This is a genomic window from Ornithinibacillus xuwenensis, assembly GCF_039614845.1.
Taxonomy (GTDB): domain Bacteria; phylum Bacillota; class Bacilli; order Bacillales; family Amphibacillaceae; genus Ornithinibacillus; species Ornithinibacillus xuwenensis.
The window spans coordinates 277,168-295,833 of record NZ_JBDIML010000003.1; the positions used below are offsets into that span (position 1 = coordinate 277,168).

The following is an 18,666-nucleotide window of genomic DNA, read 5'->3' on the forward strand; positions in this document are numbered from 1 at the left end:
TATAATAACAAGATAGTTTTAGCGTGAGGTGGTTCAGTGCAAAAACGACTAGTCAATGTTTCAAGAATTGGTATAACATCTATTGCCTTTAGCTCTATGATAAATATAGGAGATGCTGTTTATTATACGCCAAGATCAAGGGCAATTGCTGTCCAAAAAGAAGGCAGTATTTTTACCAGTGATGACGAGAAGGAATTTCAAGATTTTCCGATATTTCGGATGAAACCAAAATGGTTAGAGAGCAACATTCCGGTTCATGAGAGGAGTTTTCACCATAATGATCATATTCACGTTGGTCACGTATCCATCACAGGGGTGAGTCAATCCTCCATCGCTCAAGTTGGAGGAATTCAACACATAGACGCCGAGGCAAGAATAAAACATATTCGTATTTTACGGAATGAAGAAGATAACTTTGAATAGAATATACACAGTTCTTTAGTCATCTTCATATCGTAAAGTAAACTCTTATTTAGTAGGTGTATGACTATGCCATCAATCGTCGGACCAATTAAGATCAATAGTGTTGGAGGCGGCGTTGTAAACTTTGGAGATGCCTTCTATTTATCTCCAAAGAGTACTTCTAAAACCAATGCTGGTTCCGGTTCTCTAAATACAGGTGACTTTATTAATACCAACACAGGTGTAAGCTCGACTAACCCTTTTGATCCTGATGTTAATGATCAAAACCAAACTGCAAATGCATAAAGAGGATGTTCCGATAACGGAACATCCTCTTACGCTTTTGGTACCTTAATAAGCAATTGCTTGGAAAAGAAGTATAGATAGGTTTCTTTTACTGGCGACTTCCAAATAGTTTCTAATGCATGACGATATAGGGTTAATTGAACCTTGTACCGGTTTATTAGATTATTGATAACCGTGTCATTCACTTCCTGTGTAATACTATCAGTCTTATAATCTAAAATTATCCAACCACCATCCGTGGGAATAACTGCATCAAATACCCCTTGCACAAGTACCTGCTCACTTGTTTCACTACTCCAATTTGCATACACTTCTTTTGCAGGTAAGGTGATACTGAAAGGTACTTCTCGGTAAAGCTTATCTGCATTCATCATTAGCGCTGCAATCTCTGTATCAAAAAATCTTTCTACTGCTTCAATGTTAATGGAATCTGCTTCTTGTCTCCGTAGAATTTCACGTTCTACTAATGATTCAACGAACGCTACAATTTCATGTTCATCCATTTTTTTCTTAAACGAAAGATGCTGCATCACGGTATGCATGGCTGTTCCTTTTTCAGCAGCTGAGAGAGTTTTCTCCTTTTGCATAAAAATGGGCTTTCTAACAATTGGTGTCTTAAAAGGCTGAACAAGCTGATTGGCACTATATTCATCCTTTATTTCTCGCTGTCGCTTAATTTCAGTAACACTTTGCTTTGCTCTGGAATGAGCTGCCTCTAGGAATGGATATTCAAATGCAAGTCGATTATGGACAAATTCATCAAGTTCTGGTTCCTCTAATTCAATAGGCTGCCATGCACGAATCTTTTCTTTTAATTTCAAATCTTCCTCTACGGAGGATTCTTCCAGATTGGCTAATTCACTTCCATGGAGAATCGATACCTCCCATTTAGATGGATCGATTCGAATCTCTTCTAGAACCGCATCTTGTACATCCTCTGTACGCAGCGCAACACCTTCGTGGTGACGCACTAATGCCGGTCCTACCCAATCCAAATATGATTTCGACTGAATTCGGAAGTGTGCTGGTAAAATCCATTCTGAATGGTCGATAATGGATTGCCAGGTCTCCTGTTTTTTCTGAAAGGATGCTACATTACCAACCATTACGAGTTTCTCTCTTGCTCGTGTTAGCGCGACATAGAGCACCCGCATCTCTTCTGCTAAAAGTTCTCTTCGCTTTTCTTCTCTAATGGCATGATAGAATAAAGTCGGATAGGTTATTCGTTTGATTGGATCAATATACTTAGAAGCAAATCCTAAATCCTTATGAAGCAAGTAATTCTGTCGCAAATCCTGCATATTAAATTGTTTATCCATTGCCCCAACAATTACAACTGGGAACTCAAGGCCTTTACTTTTATGAATGGTCATAATACGCACAACATCTTCCTGCTCACTTAGTGCTCTAGCAGCACCTAAGTCATCTCCTCGTTCCTCCATTCGTTCAATGAAGCGTAAGAAACGGAACAAACCACGGAAAGAAGTTGTTTCATAACCTCGAGCCCGGTCATATAACGCCCTCAAGTTTGCTTGTCGTTGCCGTCCACCTGGCATTCCGCCAACAAAGTCAAAATACCCTGTTTCACGATAGACCTGCCAGATTAATTCTGATAAGGCCCCTTGCCTAGCTGATAGTCTAAAACGATTTAACAATTCCATAAAACGCGATACTTTTTTGGCTAGAACATCTTCATTTTCATGGAGATATTTTTGTACGGCATCAAAATACGTGTTTCGCTGATCTGCTAATCGTACTTTAGTTAATTCATTTTCATTTAATCCTACAATAGGTGATTTCAGAACGGAAGCTAACGGAATATCCTGTCTTGGATTATCAATTACCTTTAAAAGATTTAACATAATTTTAACTTCAATTGCTTCAAAATATCCCGTCGATAGTTCCGCATAAACTGGTATACCTTGCTTCTTCAACTCATCAACAATTGTCGGAGCCCAAGTCATGGAACGAAGTAATATAACAATGTCACGATATTGGACATCTCGCTGGGTCTCTGTAGACTTTTCCACCACTTGAAGAGGCGGTGCATCTTTTTGACCAATCCATTGTTTTATCTTCCTTGCATATGCTCTTGCTTCCAATTGAGCATTTTCAAGATCTTGATAGTTCTCATCCTCTTCGTCATCTGTTGGTAGCTGGTCCTCCGGCTTTTCACGGTCTATTATTAGAAGCTCTGGACTCGGTTCTATTAATGGTAAAGAATCATACATACGGTTTGCATAGATCAGTTCTGCATCTTGATCATAATTGATTTCCCCAAGTTCTTCATCTAATATTTGTCTAAAGATATAATTTGCACCAATTAACACCAGCTCACGACTTCTAAAATTGCTTGCTAAATCAATTCGCGTCGCTACATGATCTTCCTCTGCAAAACGCTTATACTTATCGATGAAAAGAGAAGGCTCTGCATGTCGAAATCGATAAATACTTTGCTTAACATCTCCTACCATAAACATGTTTCCAGGTCCAATCTGATCACTAATAAGTGTCAGTATCGTCTCTTGCACCAAATTTGTATCCTGATATTCATCTACTAATAATTCACTAAATTGTTTTTGTAAATTTTTAGCAACACTAGATGGCTTGGGCACATCTAAGCTAGAAGAATCCTCAATTAATAACTGCAAGCATAAATGCTCCAAGTCAGAGAAATCAACGATTGCCTTCTCGCGTTTCATTTGAGTAAAACGATGAATAAAATCCTTCACAATATCTGTCAATGACTTGATTACTGGTGCAAGCTCTCGCATATCTTGTACATGAGATACTAGATTTCGATTAAACCAGTTCCCCTTCATTGCATTCCAACGGTCTTTATAGCTATCTCTTAATGCTTTCACTTTGTTCTTCTTATCTTCATTGCATTCTTGTTTTTTTCCTGACAGCCTTTTGAAGTCACTTCCACTCATAAATGCCTGAAGCTCATCCCAATCATCAAGCAATGTAAGTGCCTTTTCTAGCATTTGAAAATCTGCTTCAATCGTTTCCGTATACTGATAAGGTCCATCATTTTCCTTTGTTAATGTCAAGGCATGATTAACTTCCTGTTCAATAGCTTGGAATTTATCACGCACTTCTCGCTTAATAATCTCTAACCATGTCAGGTCTTCCTCTTGCCAGTTATCCGGTATTGCATAAACCTCAGCTAGACGATCAAGCCAGACATGTGGTCGTGGATTTTGAACAGCAAAATTGTACAATGATAGTACTAATTTCTCGACATCAACATCATTTCTATCCCCAGAAAATCGGTCTACCACTTGGAAGAAACGTTCCTGCTCCTCCCCTTCTCGACCGTACCAATCCTCGAATAATTCATCTAGTACCTCTTGCTGCATTAAGTCTGCTTCCATATCATTTGCAATCCGAAACCCCGGATCAATGTCGATTAAATAGGCGTATTGTTTGACCACATCTAAGCAAAATGAGTGCAACGTTGAAATGGATGCTCGTTGTAACAGTGATAACTGCTTCTTCAGATGTGCTGAGCCTGGATCTTGCTCCAATGCTTTCTCTAGTGCCTGACCAACTCGGTTTCGCATCTCCTGTGCTGCTGCATTCGTAAACGTAACAACCAGGAGGGAGTCTATATCGACCGGATTCTCTTGCTTTAATAGTTTTTGAATAATACGTTCTACTAGTACAGCAGTCTTACCTGAGCCAGCCGCCGCTGCAACAAGGACATCACTGCCTTCCGTATAAATTGCAGCCTCTTGTTCTTTTGTCCATTTAACCAATGTTGTCTCCCTCCTTTTCCCTTAGCTTCTCGAGTACTTCTTCCTCTTTTAATTCTGGCAGTTTTCGATAGTTGTTTGTTTCTAGAGTCGTATCAAACTGACAGACAGATAAAAACGGACAATACGTACACGCCACATTTTGCTTTCGTTGATATGGGTTTAAATGAACTGCACCTAGTGTCATATCAATTCCAGCATTCATCATGAGGTGATGGATATGCTGCTGTAAGCTTGAGAACGTCTCTTGACTTGCTATTTTGGATGATTTATTAAACGCACCGTCCTTTTTAATCCCTGCAGGGACGATTTGACTTGTTCCTGACTCTAGTGAAGTGTCCATCAATTGGATAACACGCTCACTATTAATAAGCAATCCCTGCATTTTATACTTCTTAAAAATTTCTTCCTCTAGCTGTTCATCTGACAGCTTGTGATTACCTGTAATCATTGGGTTGTGCACATGAAAATACAAGACTCCAGCAGGTGTAGCTTTTTTCCCTAGCCACTGCTCAGATTGTGATAGCACAACATCGAGATACGTCAGCATTTGTAAGGCTAATCCGTAGTAAACCTCCACCATATCCAGACCTCTAGCGCTGGATTTATAGTCAATTATCCTCAAATATAAATCTTCTTCGTTCAATGCTTTATCTACTCGGTCAATTCGACCACGAAGCATAATTTCATATCCATTCGGTAGCTGTAATGTAACCGGATTAAGCTTGTCTCGCTTTGATCCAAACCCAAGCTCCAAACCAACAGGTGAAAATTGGCTTAATCTTGCTTGTTCACTTAATACATAAGCTGCACGTGCTATAACATGCTGCAATTTATGTTGGATATATTGGTAACGATTAGAGCTATGCAATATCTGATGCTGTAAAATTGGTGCAAGCGTTGTGACTGCACGTGCAGCATAAGAATCCGTATCTCGCTTTGTTAAATGAGCAAAATCCTTACCTTCCTCTTGAATCCATTCTGTAATAATTTTTAATGACTCATGGAACAAATTACCAATATCTGGTGCATCCAATTTATATGTTTTTCGTTCATTTAATCCTAGACTATACTTAGCAAAGTGCTGGTAAGAGCAACGATAATATGTCTCTAGCCTAGACACACTTGCCATTACCTGTTTCGGATATAATGCCTCAACTGTCTCTTTTTCAATGTCCGATGGCGTGTTTTCATAAAACAAGCTTTGTAATATCGTATACGTCGTCTCATGTCTTGGCTGATTGGTCATATACCAATTCAATACATGCCACCAAACAGATTTGACTGGATACCCTTTTCTACTTCTAGAAAGCTGAGCCGTTAAGGCAGACCTTGTCTTGATTGGCGACGTAATATATCGATCTGCCTCATATAATTCATCTGGATCCTGTAATAGAATTGGCGTTTTACATGCCGGAAACATATCCTTCATACGTTTTATGAGCTGTGATGGCATCTTCGACTTACCTTCTTCATCACTAATTGGATAACTGATCCATAAATAATCAGATGCAGCAGAAAAGGCCAAATACATGTAGAACCAATCATCTAATAATTGGCGTTTGCTTGTATCGGCTAGCTTCATACCATGGGTAGCCAAGAGCTCTCGTTCAGTCTCATTAATCATCCCATCAGCAGGTGGTTTTAATGGCCATACCCCATCATTTACGCCTACTAAGAAGGAGCATTTAATACCACTAATTCGTGAGCGGTCAATTGTCCCAACAATAACATGGTCAATACTTGGTGGTACATGAGAAAATTTCAACGTCTCGAATCCCGCATCCAATGTTTCTCGGAACGTTGATAAAGCCATCTCTTCTTCTCCAGCCATCTCAACGATTTCATCCAAGAGGTGCATAATGCCATTCCATACTTGTTCCTGCTCACGTCCTTTGGATAGTTGTCCGTTCTCATCAAACATATTTCGCATCGTTTCAAGTCTTTCCGGTGCCTGGATATGCTCCAGCAATCTATACGTGGTTTCACATAGCTCCTGAATGGTAGATACGGACTTCATTTGTTCATCAAATGTTGCTAGGGCATGAACAACCTGTCTACGATAATGATTTATACGTGTTTGCATTTCTTTCTCTGCATCGGTTTGAACTGCTTGCTCAAATCCCCTAAACCGTTGAAAAATCCAATTTTCTTCTGACATCCACTGCTTCCTAGAACGGATACCATATTCAATGACATAATTTTCAAGCTCGTCAATTGCATCATCAGTTAATGGATATTCCTCATCTGTTGCTGGAATAAATCCGGTCTTAAGCATGCGAAAAACAGCGTCATAGCGCCAATTTGCATCAACAACCTCAAGCGCTGACCGTATTAATTCGATTAAGGAATGGTTCAGCATAGTACGCTTTTCATCTATGAAAACTGGAATATTGTAATCTTCAAATATCGTCGAGATGATATCCTGATAGGTTTCGGTTTGCCTAATTAAGACAGCAATATCTCGGAAACGATAATTTTCTTCACGAACAAGACGTAATACTTCTTGTGCAACACCTTCCACTTCCGCTCTAGGATGAACAGCTTCGGCTATTTGTATCGGTGCATTTTCCTGATAACCAGGCGCTGGCCGAACATCAAAATTTTTCTCGAGATGTGCAAAATATGATCTATTCTTAAAGACCCCTTCCACTGGATTAAGTACAATATTATCTTCAATTTTGACTTGATTTAACTCTGCAAGAGATTTTAAAGCGTGATAAGTTTCCTTCGTTTGATAAAACAGGTCTAGATCTGATAATTCTTCTAGGTCTGTATTATCAACTGTTAGATTCACGGTAATTCGTTTGCATTTTTTGAATAATGCTTCGACTACCACCAGCTCTTTCGGTGTAAAACGATGGAAACCATCAAAATAAATCTCAGCACCTTCTAACGAGTTTGCTTCCGTTATTTTTTCAGCTAGAAGACTTAATTGGTCTTCACTATCAATGTAGTTATTTGCTAGTGCTTGTCCAAGCTTCTGGTAAATATAGTGCAAATCTTCTAGCTTATGAATCAAAGCTTGCTCCCCAGGCTCTTTATGAGCATACTGATTAATTTGATACTTTTGCATCAATAGCATTTCTGGCGTTACTTCGTATCGTTTAAACTCGGTAATAATCTTTTCCAATTGGCTTAAGAATCCTTGTTTCTCCACAGCTTTTTGGAATACATGCCATTCTCCATCTTTTTCTTCGATGATTTTTCGCAGCATCATTTGAATACCAACTGAGCTTATGAATTGTCTTGTAGCCCCACCAGTTTCTTGAAGTATTAACCACGCTAGGCGCGAGAAGCTCGTTACCTGTGTCCGAATACTACCTTGAAAAGCTTCGTCTTGGAATAAAGCATATTCCTGCTCAAAAGTCATTTGGTCTGGCACAATATAAAATATTGGTGGACCTTGCGGGTCTACAGTTGAATTCTCCTTTATTTCGTTAAATGCGTAGCTACTTTTTTCTGTTCCTGCTCTTCCTAATATAAAACGAAGTCCCACATGAGTCCCCTCCCTTAGATAATGTACAGTGAATGAAAAAAACTCCTGACTATTTACTTAATAAGAGACAGAAGTTTTGATTTTTTCGTTTGTCTTAAATTATACTATACTTTCTCTGAATCCGAAGTATCTTGCAGCTTGGATTTTTGGTGTAGCTTCTTTTCAATGAATTTCCCAACTACCCAAAAAAGTACAATACAGCCTCCTACAATAATTGTTTTGGTAGGATTTTTTGCAAATGATACAATACTTGAACCAATATATGAGATGGAAAAAATCATGACAGATTTACCTAATATCGTAGCCAATATAAACTGGTAAATACTAATATTTGATAATCCTGCTACCACATTGATAACAGACGATGGTGAAAACGGAAAACACATCAATAAAAATAATGGACCGAATCCATGTCTTTCCAACCATCCCGTTACCTTCTTTACCTGCTTGTTTTTTCGTATGGAAACGAAGATTTTCTTATCGCCAAGGTTTCGAACGATTAAGAAAACAAGTACTGCTCCAAGGGTAGATCCAGCCCAAGACAGTAAAAAGCCTTCTAATAGTCCATAGGCTGCAGCGTTTGCCATTACAAATACCACTAATGGTAAGAAAGGGAGAAATGCTTCGACAAAAGGTAGCAATATTCCCGGTAATGGCCCTAAGCGCTCATAATCCTGTAATAGTTCCATAATGTATTGATCTAGCTCGTCATTTTCAAATGCTATTTTCCATTCAGTAATGATGTTAAAAAGATACATTTAGTAAAATCTCCCCATCCAACTAAAACGCCTATTCTTTTATGTACTAACTCCATTTTAATTGAAATTAAACATTATGAAAAGTTTTATTAAGCATGGCATTTCTAAGTCGTTATTTTCTCTTATATAAATACACATTGAGCATATTACTACTATAACTAATCCTATCCTAACACGATATAAAATATCCGGTACCATACTTTACTTATTAATTGGAAATTATAGCCTTCTACCCTTTCAATTCCCAAAAAATATTTCTTGTTTATTAGTGTATTTTTCGTTTATTTGGCGTATAATAGAACAAACGTTCTTATTTGGAGGGGTAACTATGCGCTATCTTACAGATGAAGAATTAGCAATGACTACACGCTTTCTTTTTCTTTCGATGGCAATTGTCGTGATTCAACAGGATATTCAGCACGTCCAAAAGGGAGCTTTTAAAATAAAAGAACCATATATTCAGCTTTTGGAAAGAATGAATACAGAAGCATTAACAGAACGCAGACAATTACGAACAAAGATGGAAAAGAAGAGACTTCAAGTAATGTTAATCAATAAAAATGATTCCTTCTCTTCCTATCTTTTTCTCTGTAAGGGGAAAGAAGAAAAACGAAATTATTTTAATCCAGCTATTCGCAAAAAGGTTGAGGAAATCGTACAGGAGTTTATGATAAAGGCTTTATCCCAAAGCCAATCCCTTACTGTTGCAAATGCTTAATTCGATTATCTAATAAATACCGAAATTGCGCAGTACGATGAATTTGGTTCATAACAGAACCATATGATGTATCCAAAGTGATTGTTCTTCCGGTTTTAAAAACAATCTCTGTACATTGATTAACAGCACGATTCACTTGGTCAATGTGGGAATGTGCAATCCAAGAGCACTTTGAATTCGTGGGAGAGGTAGTTGGGAAAAAATACATGCCACTTGAGGGGTCTATAGAGATTGGAGCTTTATGTGTAATTCCACAAATATTACGTGTTCCATCTTGCCTGCCCTTCAAACTGGCACCAAAAAACTTACATGCATAATCAATCAACTTACTTGGTGAGTGCTCCACAACATACTCTGTTTCTTCTTCTAGAACTGATGTATAACTATTTCCTTCTTCATCTTTTTGGGCGATTACAGCTAGGGTGAGTGGCGTAATTTCATGTAAGGGAGCATAAAACGTATTATTAATCATTTAATATCATCCTTTCATGAGAATGAAAGGGAGAGGCTTACGTATTAATGTAACAAATATTATTGAATATTCCTATATCAAATCATAATTTTTCAAAAAATTATTTAATCAGTCAGCATTTCCTAATAATTCAGGATTTTTTTCATTAATATGCTCTTTTTCTTGCTTCACTTCCATATTTTCTTCTAATGGAAGATCAAAGTCTGGATTAAGCAGTGTAAAGGTTTCTAATTCCGGAAGTAATTCTTTTTTAGCCATCAAAATTCTCCTCCTTTTTATCTATAGTATGCATTTTTTCCATATTTTTCATACTAAAAAATTATTTAAGCAAGCAATTCGTTTGTTTACTATTGAAGTGAAAGAATAAATTGGAATTTCAAAGACCAGGAAATAATATTAGTTGTCTGGAAAATATAAAAATGAGCAATTTCCGATTGGAAATTGCTCATTTTTCTTTCACTGATGCATGCATGCCTTTAAGAGATTATTCCACGAAATTAGCGAGCAATGTACGGGCATCATCAGTTGATTCTGTGCCCATCAATTGATTTCTTAGCTCACTTGCTCCTCGAAACCCACGAACATATATCTTAAAAAAACGTTGCAGAGATTTGTATGAACGGGCTACATATTCCTTTGAATATTGATCATAAAGATCAAGATGCAACCTTAAGAGATCGAGCAATTCCTTACTGCTATGCTCCTTCGACTGTTTTTCAAAGGCAAATGGGTTTTTAAAAATACCACGACCAATCATAACCCCATCAACCTCATACCTTTGAGCAAGCTCCATGCCAGTTTGACGATCAGGAATATCCCCATTGATCGTCAAGAGCGTATCTGGTGCCACTTTATCACGAAGCTTCTTAATTTCAGGAATTAGCTCCCAATGCGCATCTACATTACTCATTTCCTTTTTGGTACGCAGATGAATAGAGAGATTAACGATGTCTTGTTTGAGTACGTGTGTAAGCCAGTCATGCCATTCATCTACATCCGTGTAACCAAGCCTTGTCTTCACACTTACAGGCAAGCCCCCCGCTTTTGCTGCTTGTATTAATTCTGCTGCAACTTCTGGACGACGGATGAGACCACACCCCTTCCCATTCGGTGCAACATTAGGTGCAGGACAGCCCATATTGATATCTACACCACGAAAACCTTCTTTCGCCATTCCGATGCTCATCTCTCGGAAATACTCCGGTTTGTCTCCCCAAATATGGGCCACAATTGGTTGTTCATCTTCTGTAAAGGTCAAACGACCACGTACACTATGGTGTCCCTTTGGATGACAATAACTTTCCGAGTTTGTGAACTCTGTAAAAAACACATCAGGTCTAGCAGCTTCACTCACTACATGGCGAAAAACAACATCAGTTACATCTTCCATTGGTGCTAGTATAAAAAACGGTCGTGGTAAATCACGCCAAAAATTGTCTGACATATATAAATTCAAATCCTCTCATTATCGGGGATCAGGACAACCTGATGTGACCCAAAAATAAAAAGCAAAGATATCTCTGCTTCCTTTACACTTATACCATGGTTAAGCACTTTTTATCAAACTATAAATTTTGATTTTCATAATAATGTGGTGCTGCATCGTAAGAAAATGATGTCTTTCTTATCACATTACTTCGGTTAGGTGAAAAAGTAATGGACAACCGAACCCGAAGCCGTTACGAAACACTAATATTCATCTGCAAATATTTATTAAATAGTATACTTAAATAAGAGCTCTCCATTTGGATCTCTTTCATTCATGAATTCAAATCCCATACTTGTATACAAACGGTAAGCAACTTTATTTTCCTCAATAATACTTAAATAGATAACGTTTACTCCATATTCTTTTGAAACGATATCAATAAGCTTCTTCATTGCAATCCTTCCATAACCATTACCTTGATATTTTTCATCTATCATGATTCTATCGATCCAAGTATCTTTATTAGGGCCAAAGGAACCGTACATAGCAAATCCAATAATGATCTCATCCTTATAGATTGCTACTGGGTGCCATTCAGGATAAATACTTGCTTCCTTTAAACATTCATCGACAGTTTCAATAAAATTTTCTTGTCCAGATTTTAACGTTATATTTCTAACCGTAAATTCATTTTTATCATCAATGTCCCTAAAGTAAACATTATACATATTACGATCCCCCAAGGTGGAACAACATGAAATAGCCTGCCCCTTTATCTAATCTACTTTTAATACTAACGTAATACTCTCTAAAACAGAATTTAATTTTTACCAAAAAAGAAAAGTGATCCACTTCTACGATCACTTTGAAATACGACATATATTCTTTTCTAAACCTCTTAACAGAGTTTATTTAGCAATTACTTCAGTGAATAATATTTATCGAATAGACTCCATTAGATTCGCCTATATAGGTTTGCCTAGTTAATATTCTCCTTTAATGACAAAGAACGAGCCGCGGATTGTTCCAGCTAGTTTAGACTTCTGCTTAGCAAACTTAAACTTTCCTTCTAACTCCTTCGGTACTTCCATCTCCTCCGAAAGCTTAAAACCAACGGCCCGCTTCTTCGGATCATCATTGGTATACATCACATTGACAACAAGACCATCCTCATAAAAGACATAGGCAAATTGGATATTTTCTACTTGAAAGCGAGACGTTTCTAAAGGTTTAGCGGCAAACTCAATATCGCGTTCCTCTTTCAAAATTCGATTCACATAATCAAGGGTCCCCTGGCTTTCACTAGCTGGAACTACCGTAAATTCGTGCTTGTATTTGTTCATAAAATAACGAGCTTCATTAGCACGTAAACCAGCAAGTGATTCTACTACAGGTGAAGACTCTATACCAACTGTAGACACCGTTTTAAAATCAACTACAAAAGACATTTTCATCTCTCCTTTAATCCCTTACTTCCTCACAACTGGAATCCACATTTCACCATAAACCAAACCATTTCGATGTCCCATCACAACTGATGCATTGGGTCCACCAACATAAGCAATATTCGTTGCATTAGGTAAAGCTTCACCAAATGCGACACCAGTAAGCTTATTACTCAACTCTTCAGCAGTCTTTTCTTCCCCTTTAACAACTAAGTATTCCCCCTTAGGAAATTGGATAGCTCTCGATGCTTCCGGAAGTGATTCCTCCGTCATGACACCTGCATAATGCATCATTTTGTTATTCACCGCTTCGTTTACAGCAAATATATAGTCGTTTGTAGCAATAGCCTTTAACGTATCAAGCCTTCCATCCTCTTCAACAGCCCCCCAAAAGTCTGACTTTTCCTTGTTTATTCCAGCATAGTCTGTGTAATCGCTCTTAAGCTCTGTTCCAAACCCTAATACTGTAAAGCTGTCTTTTTCTTCTAAACTATAATTTGTCATATTTAATACCTTCCTTTTATTAAATTTTTCAAATGAATTTGTCTTCTTCACTTGATAGTTTTATAATAGCCTTAAACCATGTCAAAAAATGATACTGTTAAGGAGTCCTGATGAAAAAAGTTGAACGGATTAATACGATTATGCGGTTTATTAATAATCGTGCCCACTTTACCATCACTGAAATCATGCGAGAATTTAATATTTCTCGCTCAACAGCAATTAGAGACATCAGAGAAATTGAAGGCATGGGTATGCCACTTGTTTCTGAAGTTGGTAGGGATGGTGGTTATTCTGTCATGCACAATTCTGTCCTGCCCGATGTTCACTTTACTGATAATGAAGTCAAAGCTCTTTTTATTGCCTTTATGGCCACAAGAAATCAGCAGCTTCCCTATCTTAAGAGTCGCCAGTCTCTTGCTGAAAAATTACTCGGACTCATTTCAGAAAACCAGCAAGATGACCTTGTTCTCTTAAATCAACTCTTGCTTTTTGAAGGGACCAACCCAAATAATCCTGACCTATTAGATTTGTCAGATCTTCCCCATCCCATGTTAGAAAAACTCATTCAAATCCTTCTATTGGAGAGATACTTATTGGTTACCATCGAAGAAGAGAAGCTGATAAATTCATATCCAATTTATCTCATGCACCTGTATCATGAGAAAAGTGTTTGGTTAATTGAAGGATTTGATTTAGAGGAAGAAAAAAAGAAAATAATCCCAGTCGACCATCTCACAGCTATCAAACCCTACTCGAATAAAAATAGATTAAGTAAGAAAAAAATCTTAGATAAACTAAGTATGCAGGAGAAAACAAGCAATATTTTCCTTGAACTTGGTCCGAAAGCAATTTCCCAGTTCAAGAAATATCATCCCTTAAAAGTATCTATATCCTATACAAATCCTTACCAAACTACCGCCATACTAAAGACATTTATCAATGTTAAAAATACCGAAGAATTGACTGAAATAATAAATTGGGTTCTTTTTCTAGGTGAGGATATCAAAATTAGAGAAGCCCCTAAAGACGTCTTAGAGGGCATACAAAAGAGACTATCCGTATACTCCAATAATTTATAATAAAACAAACAAAGGTAATGCACGTTTTCTAAATCCCTTGTATTGTTGTCGTACCAAATAATGGGGAATCATACTCATTTTAATAAGATAAAACAAGCAGAAATGTTAGTATTACATTTCTGCTTGTTTTACTCAGGTTAATATAATAGATTTACAAAATCTTCTTTACCAATTTTACCAAGATAATGAGCAACATCGATATCATTTAAAGCTTCTTCAATTGCTTGTTTTTCATGTCGAACACCGATAAGTTTATTTTCAAGGTCCTGAATGTCCCCTAAACCGAAGAAGTCACCGTAAATTTTACAGTTTTCAATAACACCTTTTTTCACATCAAAACGTACATCTAATAATCCTGAAGGGAATTTATGAGATGCTTGAACGTTAAATGCTGGAGACTTACCGTAATTCCATTCCCATTGCTGATAACGTTCTTCTGAAATCTGATGAATATTTTTCCAGTCTTCCTCTGTTAATTCATAACGAGGAACATCATTCACATCCTCAACATCGAATATGTGTTTTAAGATACGTGCTTTAAATTCATCCATTGAAATTTTTTCATCAAGAAACTCAGAAATATTGGCTACTCGACTACGAATAGATTTTATACCTTTAGATTCAATTTTTTCTTTCTTAACTTTTAGTGCTTTTACAACATTTTCAATTTCAGAATCAAGCATTAATGTACCATGACTAAACATGCGTCCTCTTGTAGAAAACATCGCATTTCCAGAAATTTTACGTCCATTAACAACAACATCATTTCTTCCTTGAAGCTCAGCAGGAACACCTAGGTCATTTAATACCTCGATAACAGGCTGAAGAAACTTGGCAAAGTTATGGAAGCTTTCTCCATCATCCTTTGTAATGAAGCTGAAGTTTAAATTCTGTTCATCATGATAGACAGCCCCTCCACCGGAAAGACGACGAACAACTTTAATGTCATTGTCTTCTACATAATCTGTATTAATTTCTTCAATGGTGTTTTGGTTTCTACCAATAATAATAGAAGGTTTGTTAATGTAGAATAATAAATATGTATCCTTCTCCCCAAAATTTTGCAAAATATATTCTTCAATTGCCAGGTTAATCATTGGATCCGTAATGCCTTGGTTATCAATAAATTTCACGATTTGCCCCTCCTATAAATTTTTTCCATCTATAAGTTTATCGAAAAAAGACATGCAAGCAAAGAAAATTGTCTTTATTTTTCCCAGATTAACCCCTCTTCAGCAAGAAGGATTTTTCCTTTATAGACATCACTTGCTTGTGTAATCAGTTCTTCTCGATTCCCATACTGTGGTAAGTGACTTAATATTAACTCTCCCACATTAGCCGCTTCTGCAATCGTTCCTCCTTCTCGACTAGTCATATGGCCAGCAGCAGAGCCATCTTGATTGGCGTAGAAATTACTATCTGTAATCAGCAAATCGGCATTTTTACTAAATTCTATCCATTCCTCCAAGTAGCTTGTGTCTGCTGTATACACGATTACATTTTCTCCATCCGTTATTCGCATACCATAACAAGGAACTGGATGCTTTGTTTTCAAAAAATTAATGGTAAATGGACCAATACTTAACGTCTCATTTGGCTCATAGGCAATTCCCTCGGTAAATTCATGCGTTAACTTTTCAAATCCCACCCTGTCTTCTGTGTGACCATATATAGGTAAGATGTCTTTGTTTTCAACCAAATAGGATTGCACTAACCAGGCATATTGTAACACGCCAATATCTGCAATATGGTCATGATGGTAGTGCGATAGAATAACAGCGTCAATTTCCATGATATTTTTATACTTTTGTAACTTGGATATTGAACCACTACCTGCATCTACTAATAATGAAAATCCATCCTTTTCTATTAGATAAGATGATGTTGCACTATCAGGTGCAGGATAACCACCCCAATACCCAATTACTGTTAACTTCATTTCTGTCACCTCATTTCTAATTTTGTTGTAACACACAATTGACCAAAATCATACTGTTATAATACAATAAACTTACTACGATAAAGGAGGATCTGTATGATCACAAATGTGCTTGAGTTTTTCCGAAACCTTCCCAAGAAAAAATGTCAACAATGCGGTCAAGAAATAAATGAGCAAGCCGACTGTTATACAAACTTTTGTGAAGAGTGTGATCACCCAGCTAGATAAAGCAAAAACGACGAATCGTACTGATTCATCACAATTGTAAGCTTTATGATACTAGGAAACAACTTTTGCGCAGCTAATCAATAGCTGTATTTTTTTGTGAAAATATCTGAAAAATCATATCCTTCTAACCAATTTTATATTATAATTATTTAGACTACCGAAATATTTTTTAGGAAAGGGGAAATTCATTATGGCAACTACAAACACAAAACGACTACTTCGCTCTGAGGTACCTGAAGAACAAAAATGGGACTTAACCGATTTATTTCCAACCTTCGATTCATGGGAAACTGAACTGAATGCGGTGCAGGCTGACGTTACAAAGATTACACAATTTAAAGGCAAGCTTGGAAATGATGCCGCAACATTATTAGACTGTCTCACAACATTAGAAAACTATCGAGAACGATTAGTACGTGTTGGTACATATGCTAGCTTAAAATCCAGTGCAGATGGAAGTGATCCTGATAATCAACGAGATGCTGCTAGAGTATCTTCTGCTATGGCAAGTATTGGAGCAAAGCTATCATTTGTTCAGTCAGAACTATTAACGTTAACGACAGAGCAAATTGAACAATTCCTAAACGAAGAAAAAGCATTACAGCCTTATAAAAAGATGCTTGATGATATTTTGGAGGACAAGCCACATACGCTTTCACCTGAAATTGAAGAAACACTGGCTGCACTAAGTGAAGTACATGGGGCACCATACATGATTTATTCACGTAGTAAATCATCAGATATGGTATTTGATTCCGTAAAGGATGAATCAGGTAATGAATTACCAATGTCTGCTGCTTTATATGAAGATCGTTATGAATTAGAAGCAAACACAATACTTCGTCGTGATGCATATGATTCATTCGTGAAAACATTAGATCAATATAAAAATACATTTGCGGCAACCTACGCAACTGAAGTTACTAAGCAAGTAACGATGGCAAGACTCCGTAACTATGATTCTGTTACAGATATGCTACTCGCTTCACAACAAGTAACCAAAGAAATGTATGAGAACCAATTAAACGTCATTAAAGAAGAACTTGCACCACATATGCGCCGTTATGCTAAGCTCAAGCAAGAAAAGCTAGGTCTTAATGAACTTCGATATTGTGACTTAAAGGCTCCATTAGATCCTGAATTCAACCCAAAAACTAGTTATGAGGAAGCTAAATCTGTTATTTTAGATTCTCTACAGGTAATGGGACCAGAATACATCGAAATTATGGAAAAAGGACTAAATGACCGTTGGGTTGATTTAGCCGATAATGTTGGCAAATCAACTGGTGCATTCTGTTCAAGCCCCTATGGTGTGCATCCATATATTTTAATTACTTGGACAGATACGATGCGTGGTGCATTTGTATTAGCACATGAATTAGGTCATGCCGGACACTTTTATCTTGCTGGTAAATATCAGTCATTATTTAATACAAGACCTTCTACGTATTTTGTTGAAGCACCATCGACAATTAATGAATTGCTTTTAGCGGATCACTTAATGCGTAAAACAGATGACAAACGAATGAAACGCTGGGTAATCACACAATTACTAGGTACGTATTATCATAACTTTGTTACCCATCTACTAGAAGGTGAATATCAACGTCGCGTATATGAACTAGCTGAAGCTGGTACGCCTTTAACTGCAAGTGTGTTAACAAAGCAGAAGCGTGAAGCTCTAGAAAGCTTCTGGGGTGATGCTGTTGTAATGGATGATGGTGCAGGTCTAACTTGGATGCGCCAGCCTCACTACTATATGGGATTATATCCATATACGTACTCCGCTGGATTGACTGTTTCAACTGCAGTAGCAAAACGAATTCAGACCGAAGGAGAACCAGCCGTTGAAAGCTGGTTGAATGTCTTAAAAGCAGGTGGAACACAAAAACCGCTTGATTTGATTAAACAGGCTGGCGTTGATATGTCTAAGCCAGATGCAATTCGCGAAGCTGTTGCATTTGTCGGTTCACTCGTTGATCAGCTTGAACAAAGCTATGAATAAGAAAGAAACGATACAATACCTCTCCCGTCGCATCATGGAGTAAAATAAAAGCACAGCATACACGATACGTGAATGCTGTGCTTTTCAATTAAGTTGTAGATTATCCGATACTTTATTTTTGTTA

The 18,666-nt window shown here is 37.3% G+C and carries 17 protein-coding genes; 6 read left to right on the forward strand and 11 right to left on the reverse strand.

Going from position 1 to position 18,666, the window contains the following annotated elements:
• Positions 1-36 precede the first annotated feature (36 nt).
• Together ABC228_RS10820 and ABC228_RS10825 are read left to right on the forward strand one after the other, a co-directional pair.
• Positions 37-423 (forward strand): spore germination protein GerPE, encoded by a 387-nt coding sequence (locus ABC228_RS10820; protein WP_345825148.1) that lies wholly within the window; start codon positions 37-39, stop codon positions 421-423.
• A 66-nt stretch (positions 424-489) separates the two neighbouring features.
• Complete coding sequence (locus tag ABC228_RS10825) at positions 490-708, forward strand: spore germination protein (RefSeq protein WP_345825149.1); 219 nt, start codon at positions 490-492, stop codon at positions 706-708.
• Between the two features lie 29 nt (positions 709-737).
• Here ABC228_RS10825 and addA read toward each other — a convergent pair whose 3' ends face one another.
• The 3 genes from addA to ABC228_RS10840 form a co-directional block, all read right to left on the reverse strand.
• Positions 738-4,469, reverse strand: coding sequence for a helicase-exonuclease AddAB subunit AddA (gene addA / locus ABC228_RS10830; RefSeq protein ID WP_345825150.1), 3,732 nt, complete (start codon positions 4,467-4,469; stop codon positions 738-740).
• Positions 4,462-7,965 carry a helicase-exonuclease AddAB subunit AddB gene (gene addB / locus ABC228_RS10835; RefSeq protein ID WP_345825151.1) on the reverse strand — a complete coding sequence of 1,168 codons (3,504 nt, stop codon included), beginning with the start codon at positions 7,963-7,965 and terminating at the stop codon, positions 4,462-4,464. Before addB ends, addA begins: the two co-directional genes overlap by 8 nt.
• A gap of 104 nt (positions 7,966-8,069) precedes the next feature.
• The gene (locus ABC228_RS10840; protein WP_345825152.1) at positions 8,070-8,723 is read right to left on the reverse strand and encodes a TVP38/TMEM64 family protein; all 654 of its coding nucleotides are present in this window, start codon (positions 8,721-8,723) and stop codon (positions 8,070-8,072) included.
• 328 nt (positions 8,724-9,051) lie between these two features.
• On the opposite strand from ABC228_RS10840, the gene ABC228_RS10845 reads away from it, so the two are divergent.
• Positions 9,052-9,441, forward strand: a complete 390-nt coding sequence (locus tag ABC228_RS10845) for a YhjD family protein (protein ID WP_345825153.1) — start codon at positions 9,052-9,054, stop codon at positions 9,439-9,441.
• On the opposite strand, the gene ABC228_RS10850 is transcribed toward ABC228_RS10845, so the two are convergent.
• From ABC228_RS10850 to ABC228_RS10875, 6 genes are all read right to left on the reverse strand, one after another.
• Positions 9,422-9,913 (reverse strand): competence protein ComK, encoded by a 492-nt coding sequence (locus ABC228_RS10850; RefSeq protein ID WP_345825154.1) that lies wholly within the window; start codon positions 9,911-9,913, stop codon positions 9,422-9,424. The genes ABC228_RS10845 and ABC228_RS10850 overlap by 20 nt on opposite strands.
• Before the next feature lie 108 nt (positions 9,914-10,021).
• Positions 10,022-10,171, reverse strand: coding sequence for a hypothetical protein (locus ABC228_RS10855; RefSeq protein WP_345825155.1), 150 nt, complete (start codon positions 10,169-10,171; stop codon positions 10,022-10,024).
• A gap of 226 nt (positions 10,172-10,397) precedes the next feature.
• The gene (locus tag ABC228_RS10860; protein WP_345825156.1) at positions 10,398-11,357 is read right to left on the reverse strand and encodes a tRNA dihydrouridine synthase; all 960 of its coding nucleotides are present in this window, start codon (positions 11,355-11,357) and stop codon (positions 10,398-10,400) included.
• Positions 11,358-11,626: 269 nt separating this feature from the next.
• Positions 11,627-12,070 carry a GNAT family N-acetyltransferase gene (locus ABC228_RS10865; RefSeq protein WP_345825157.1) on the reverse strand — a complete coding sequence of 148 codons (444 nt, stop codon included), beginning with the start codon at positions 12,068-12,070 and terminating at the stop codon, positions 11,627-11,629.
• Positions 12,071-12,325: 255 nt separating this feature from the next.
• Positions 12,326-12,790, reverse strand: a complete 465-nt coding sequence (locus ABC228_RS10870; RefSeq protein WP_345825158.1) for a phage tail protein — start codon at positions 12,788-12,790, stop codon at positions 12,326-12,328.
• Positions 12,791-12,811: 21 nt separating this feature from the next.
• On the reverse strand, positions 12,812-13,291 hold the full coding sequence (locus tag ABC228_RS10875) for a GyrI-like domain-containing protein (protein WP_345825159.1): 480 nt from the start codon (positions 13,289-13,291) through the stop codon (positions 12,812-12,814).
• 110 nt (positions 13,292-13,401) lie between these two features.
• Between ABC228_RS10875 and ABC228_RS10880 the strand changes: the two genes are divergently transcribed.
• A complete protein-coding gene (locus tag ABC228_RS10880) occupies positions 13,402-14,370 on the forward strand; it encodes a helix-turn-helix transcriptional regulator (RefSeq protein WP_345825160.1) in 969 nt (322 codons plus the stop codon).
• 137 nt (positions 14,371-14,507) lie between these two features.
• Here the strand turns inward: ABC228_RS10880 and lplA are convergent, their stop codons facing one another.
• Together lplA and ABC228_RS10890 are read right to left on the reverse strand one after the other, a co-directional pair.
• Positions 14,508-15,503 carry a lipoate--protein ligase gene (gene lplA, locus ABC228_RS10885; RefSeq protein ID WP_345825161.1) on the reverse strand — a complete coding sequence of 332 codons (996 nt, stop codon included), beginning with the start codon at positions 15,501-15,503 and terminating at the stop codon, positions 14,508-14,510.
• A gap of 74 nt (positions 15,504-15,577) precedes the next feature.
• Positions 15,578-16,309, reverse strand: coding sequence for an MBL fold metallo-hydrolase (locus ABC228_RS10890; RefSeq protein WP_345825162.1), 732 nt, complete (start codon positions 16,307-16,309; stop codon positions 15,578-15,580).
• A 96-nt stretch (positions 16,310-16,405) separates the two neighbouring features.
• On the opposite strand from ABC228_RS10890, the gene yhfH reads away from it, so the two are divergent.
• Complete coding sequence (gene yhfH / locus ABC228_RS10895) at positions 16,406-16,537, forward strand: protein YhfH (protein ID WP_345825163.1); 132 nt, start codon at positions 16,406-16,408, stop codon at positions 16,535-16,537.
• 190 nt (positions 16,538-16,727) lie between these two features.
• Positions 16,728-18,542, forward strand: coding sequence for an oligoendopeptidase F (pepF, locus tag ABC228_RS10900; RefSeq protein WP_345825164.1), 1,815 nt, complete (start codon positions 16,728-16,730; stop codon positions 18,540-18,542).
• Positions 18,543-18,666 lie beyond the last annotated feature (124 nt).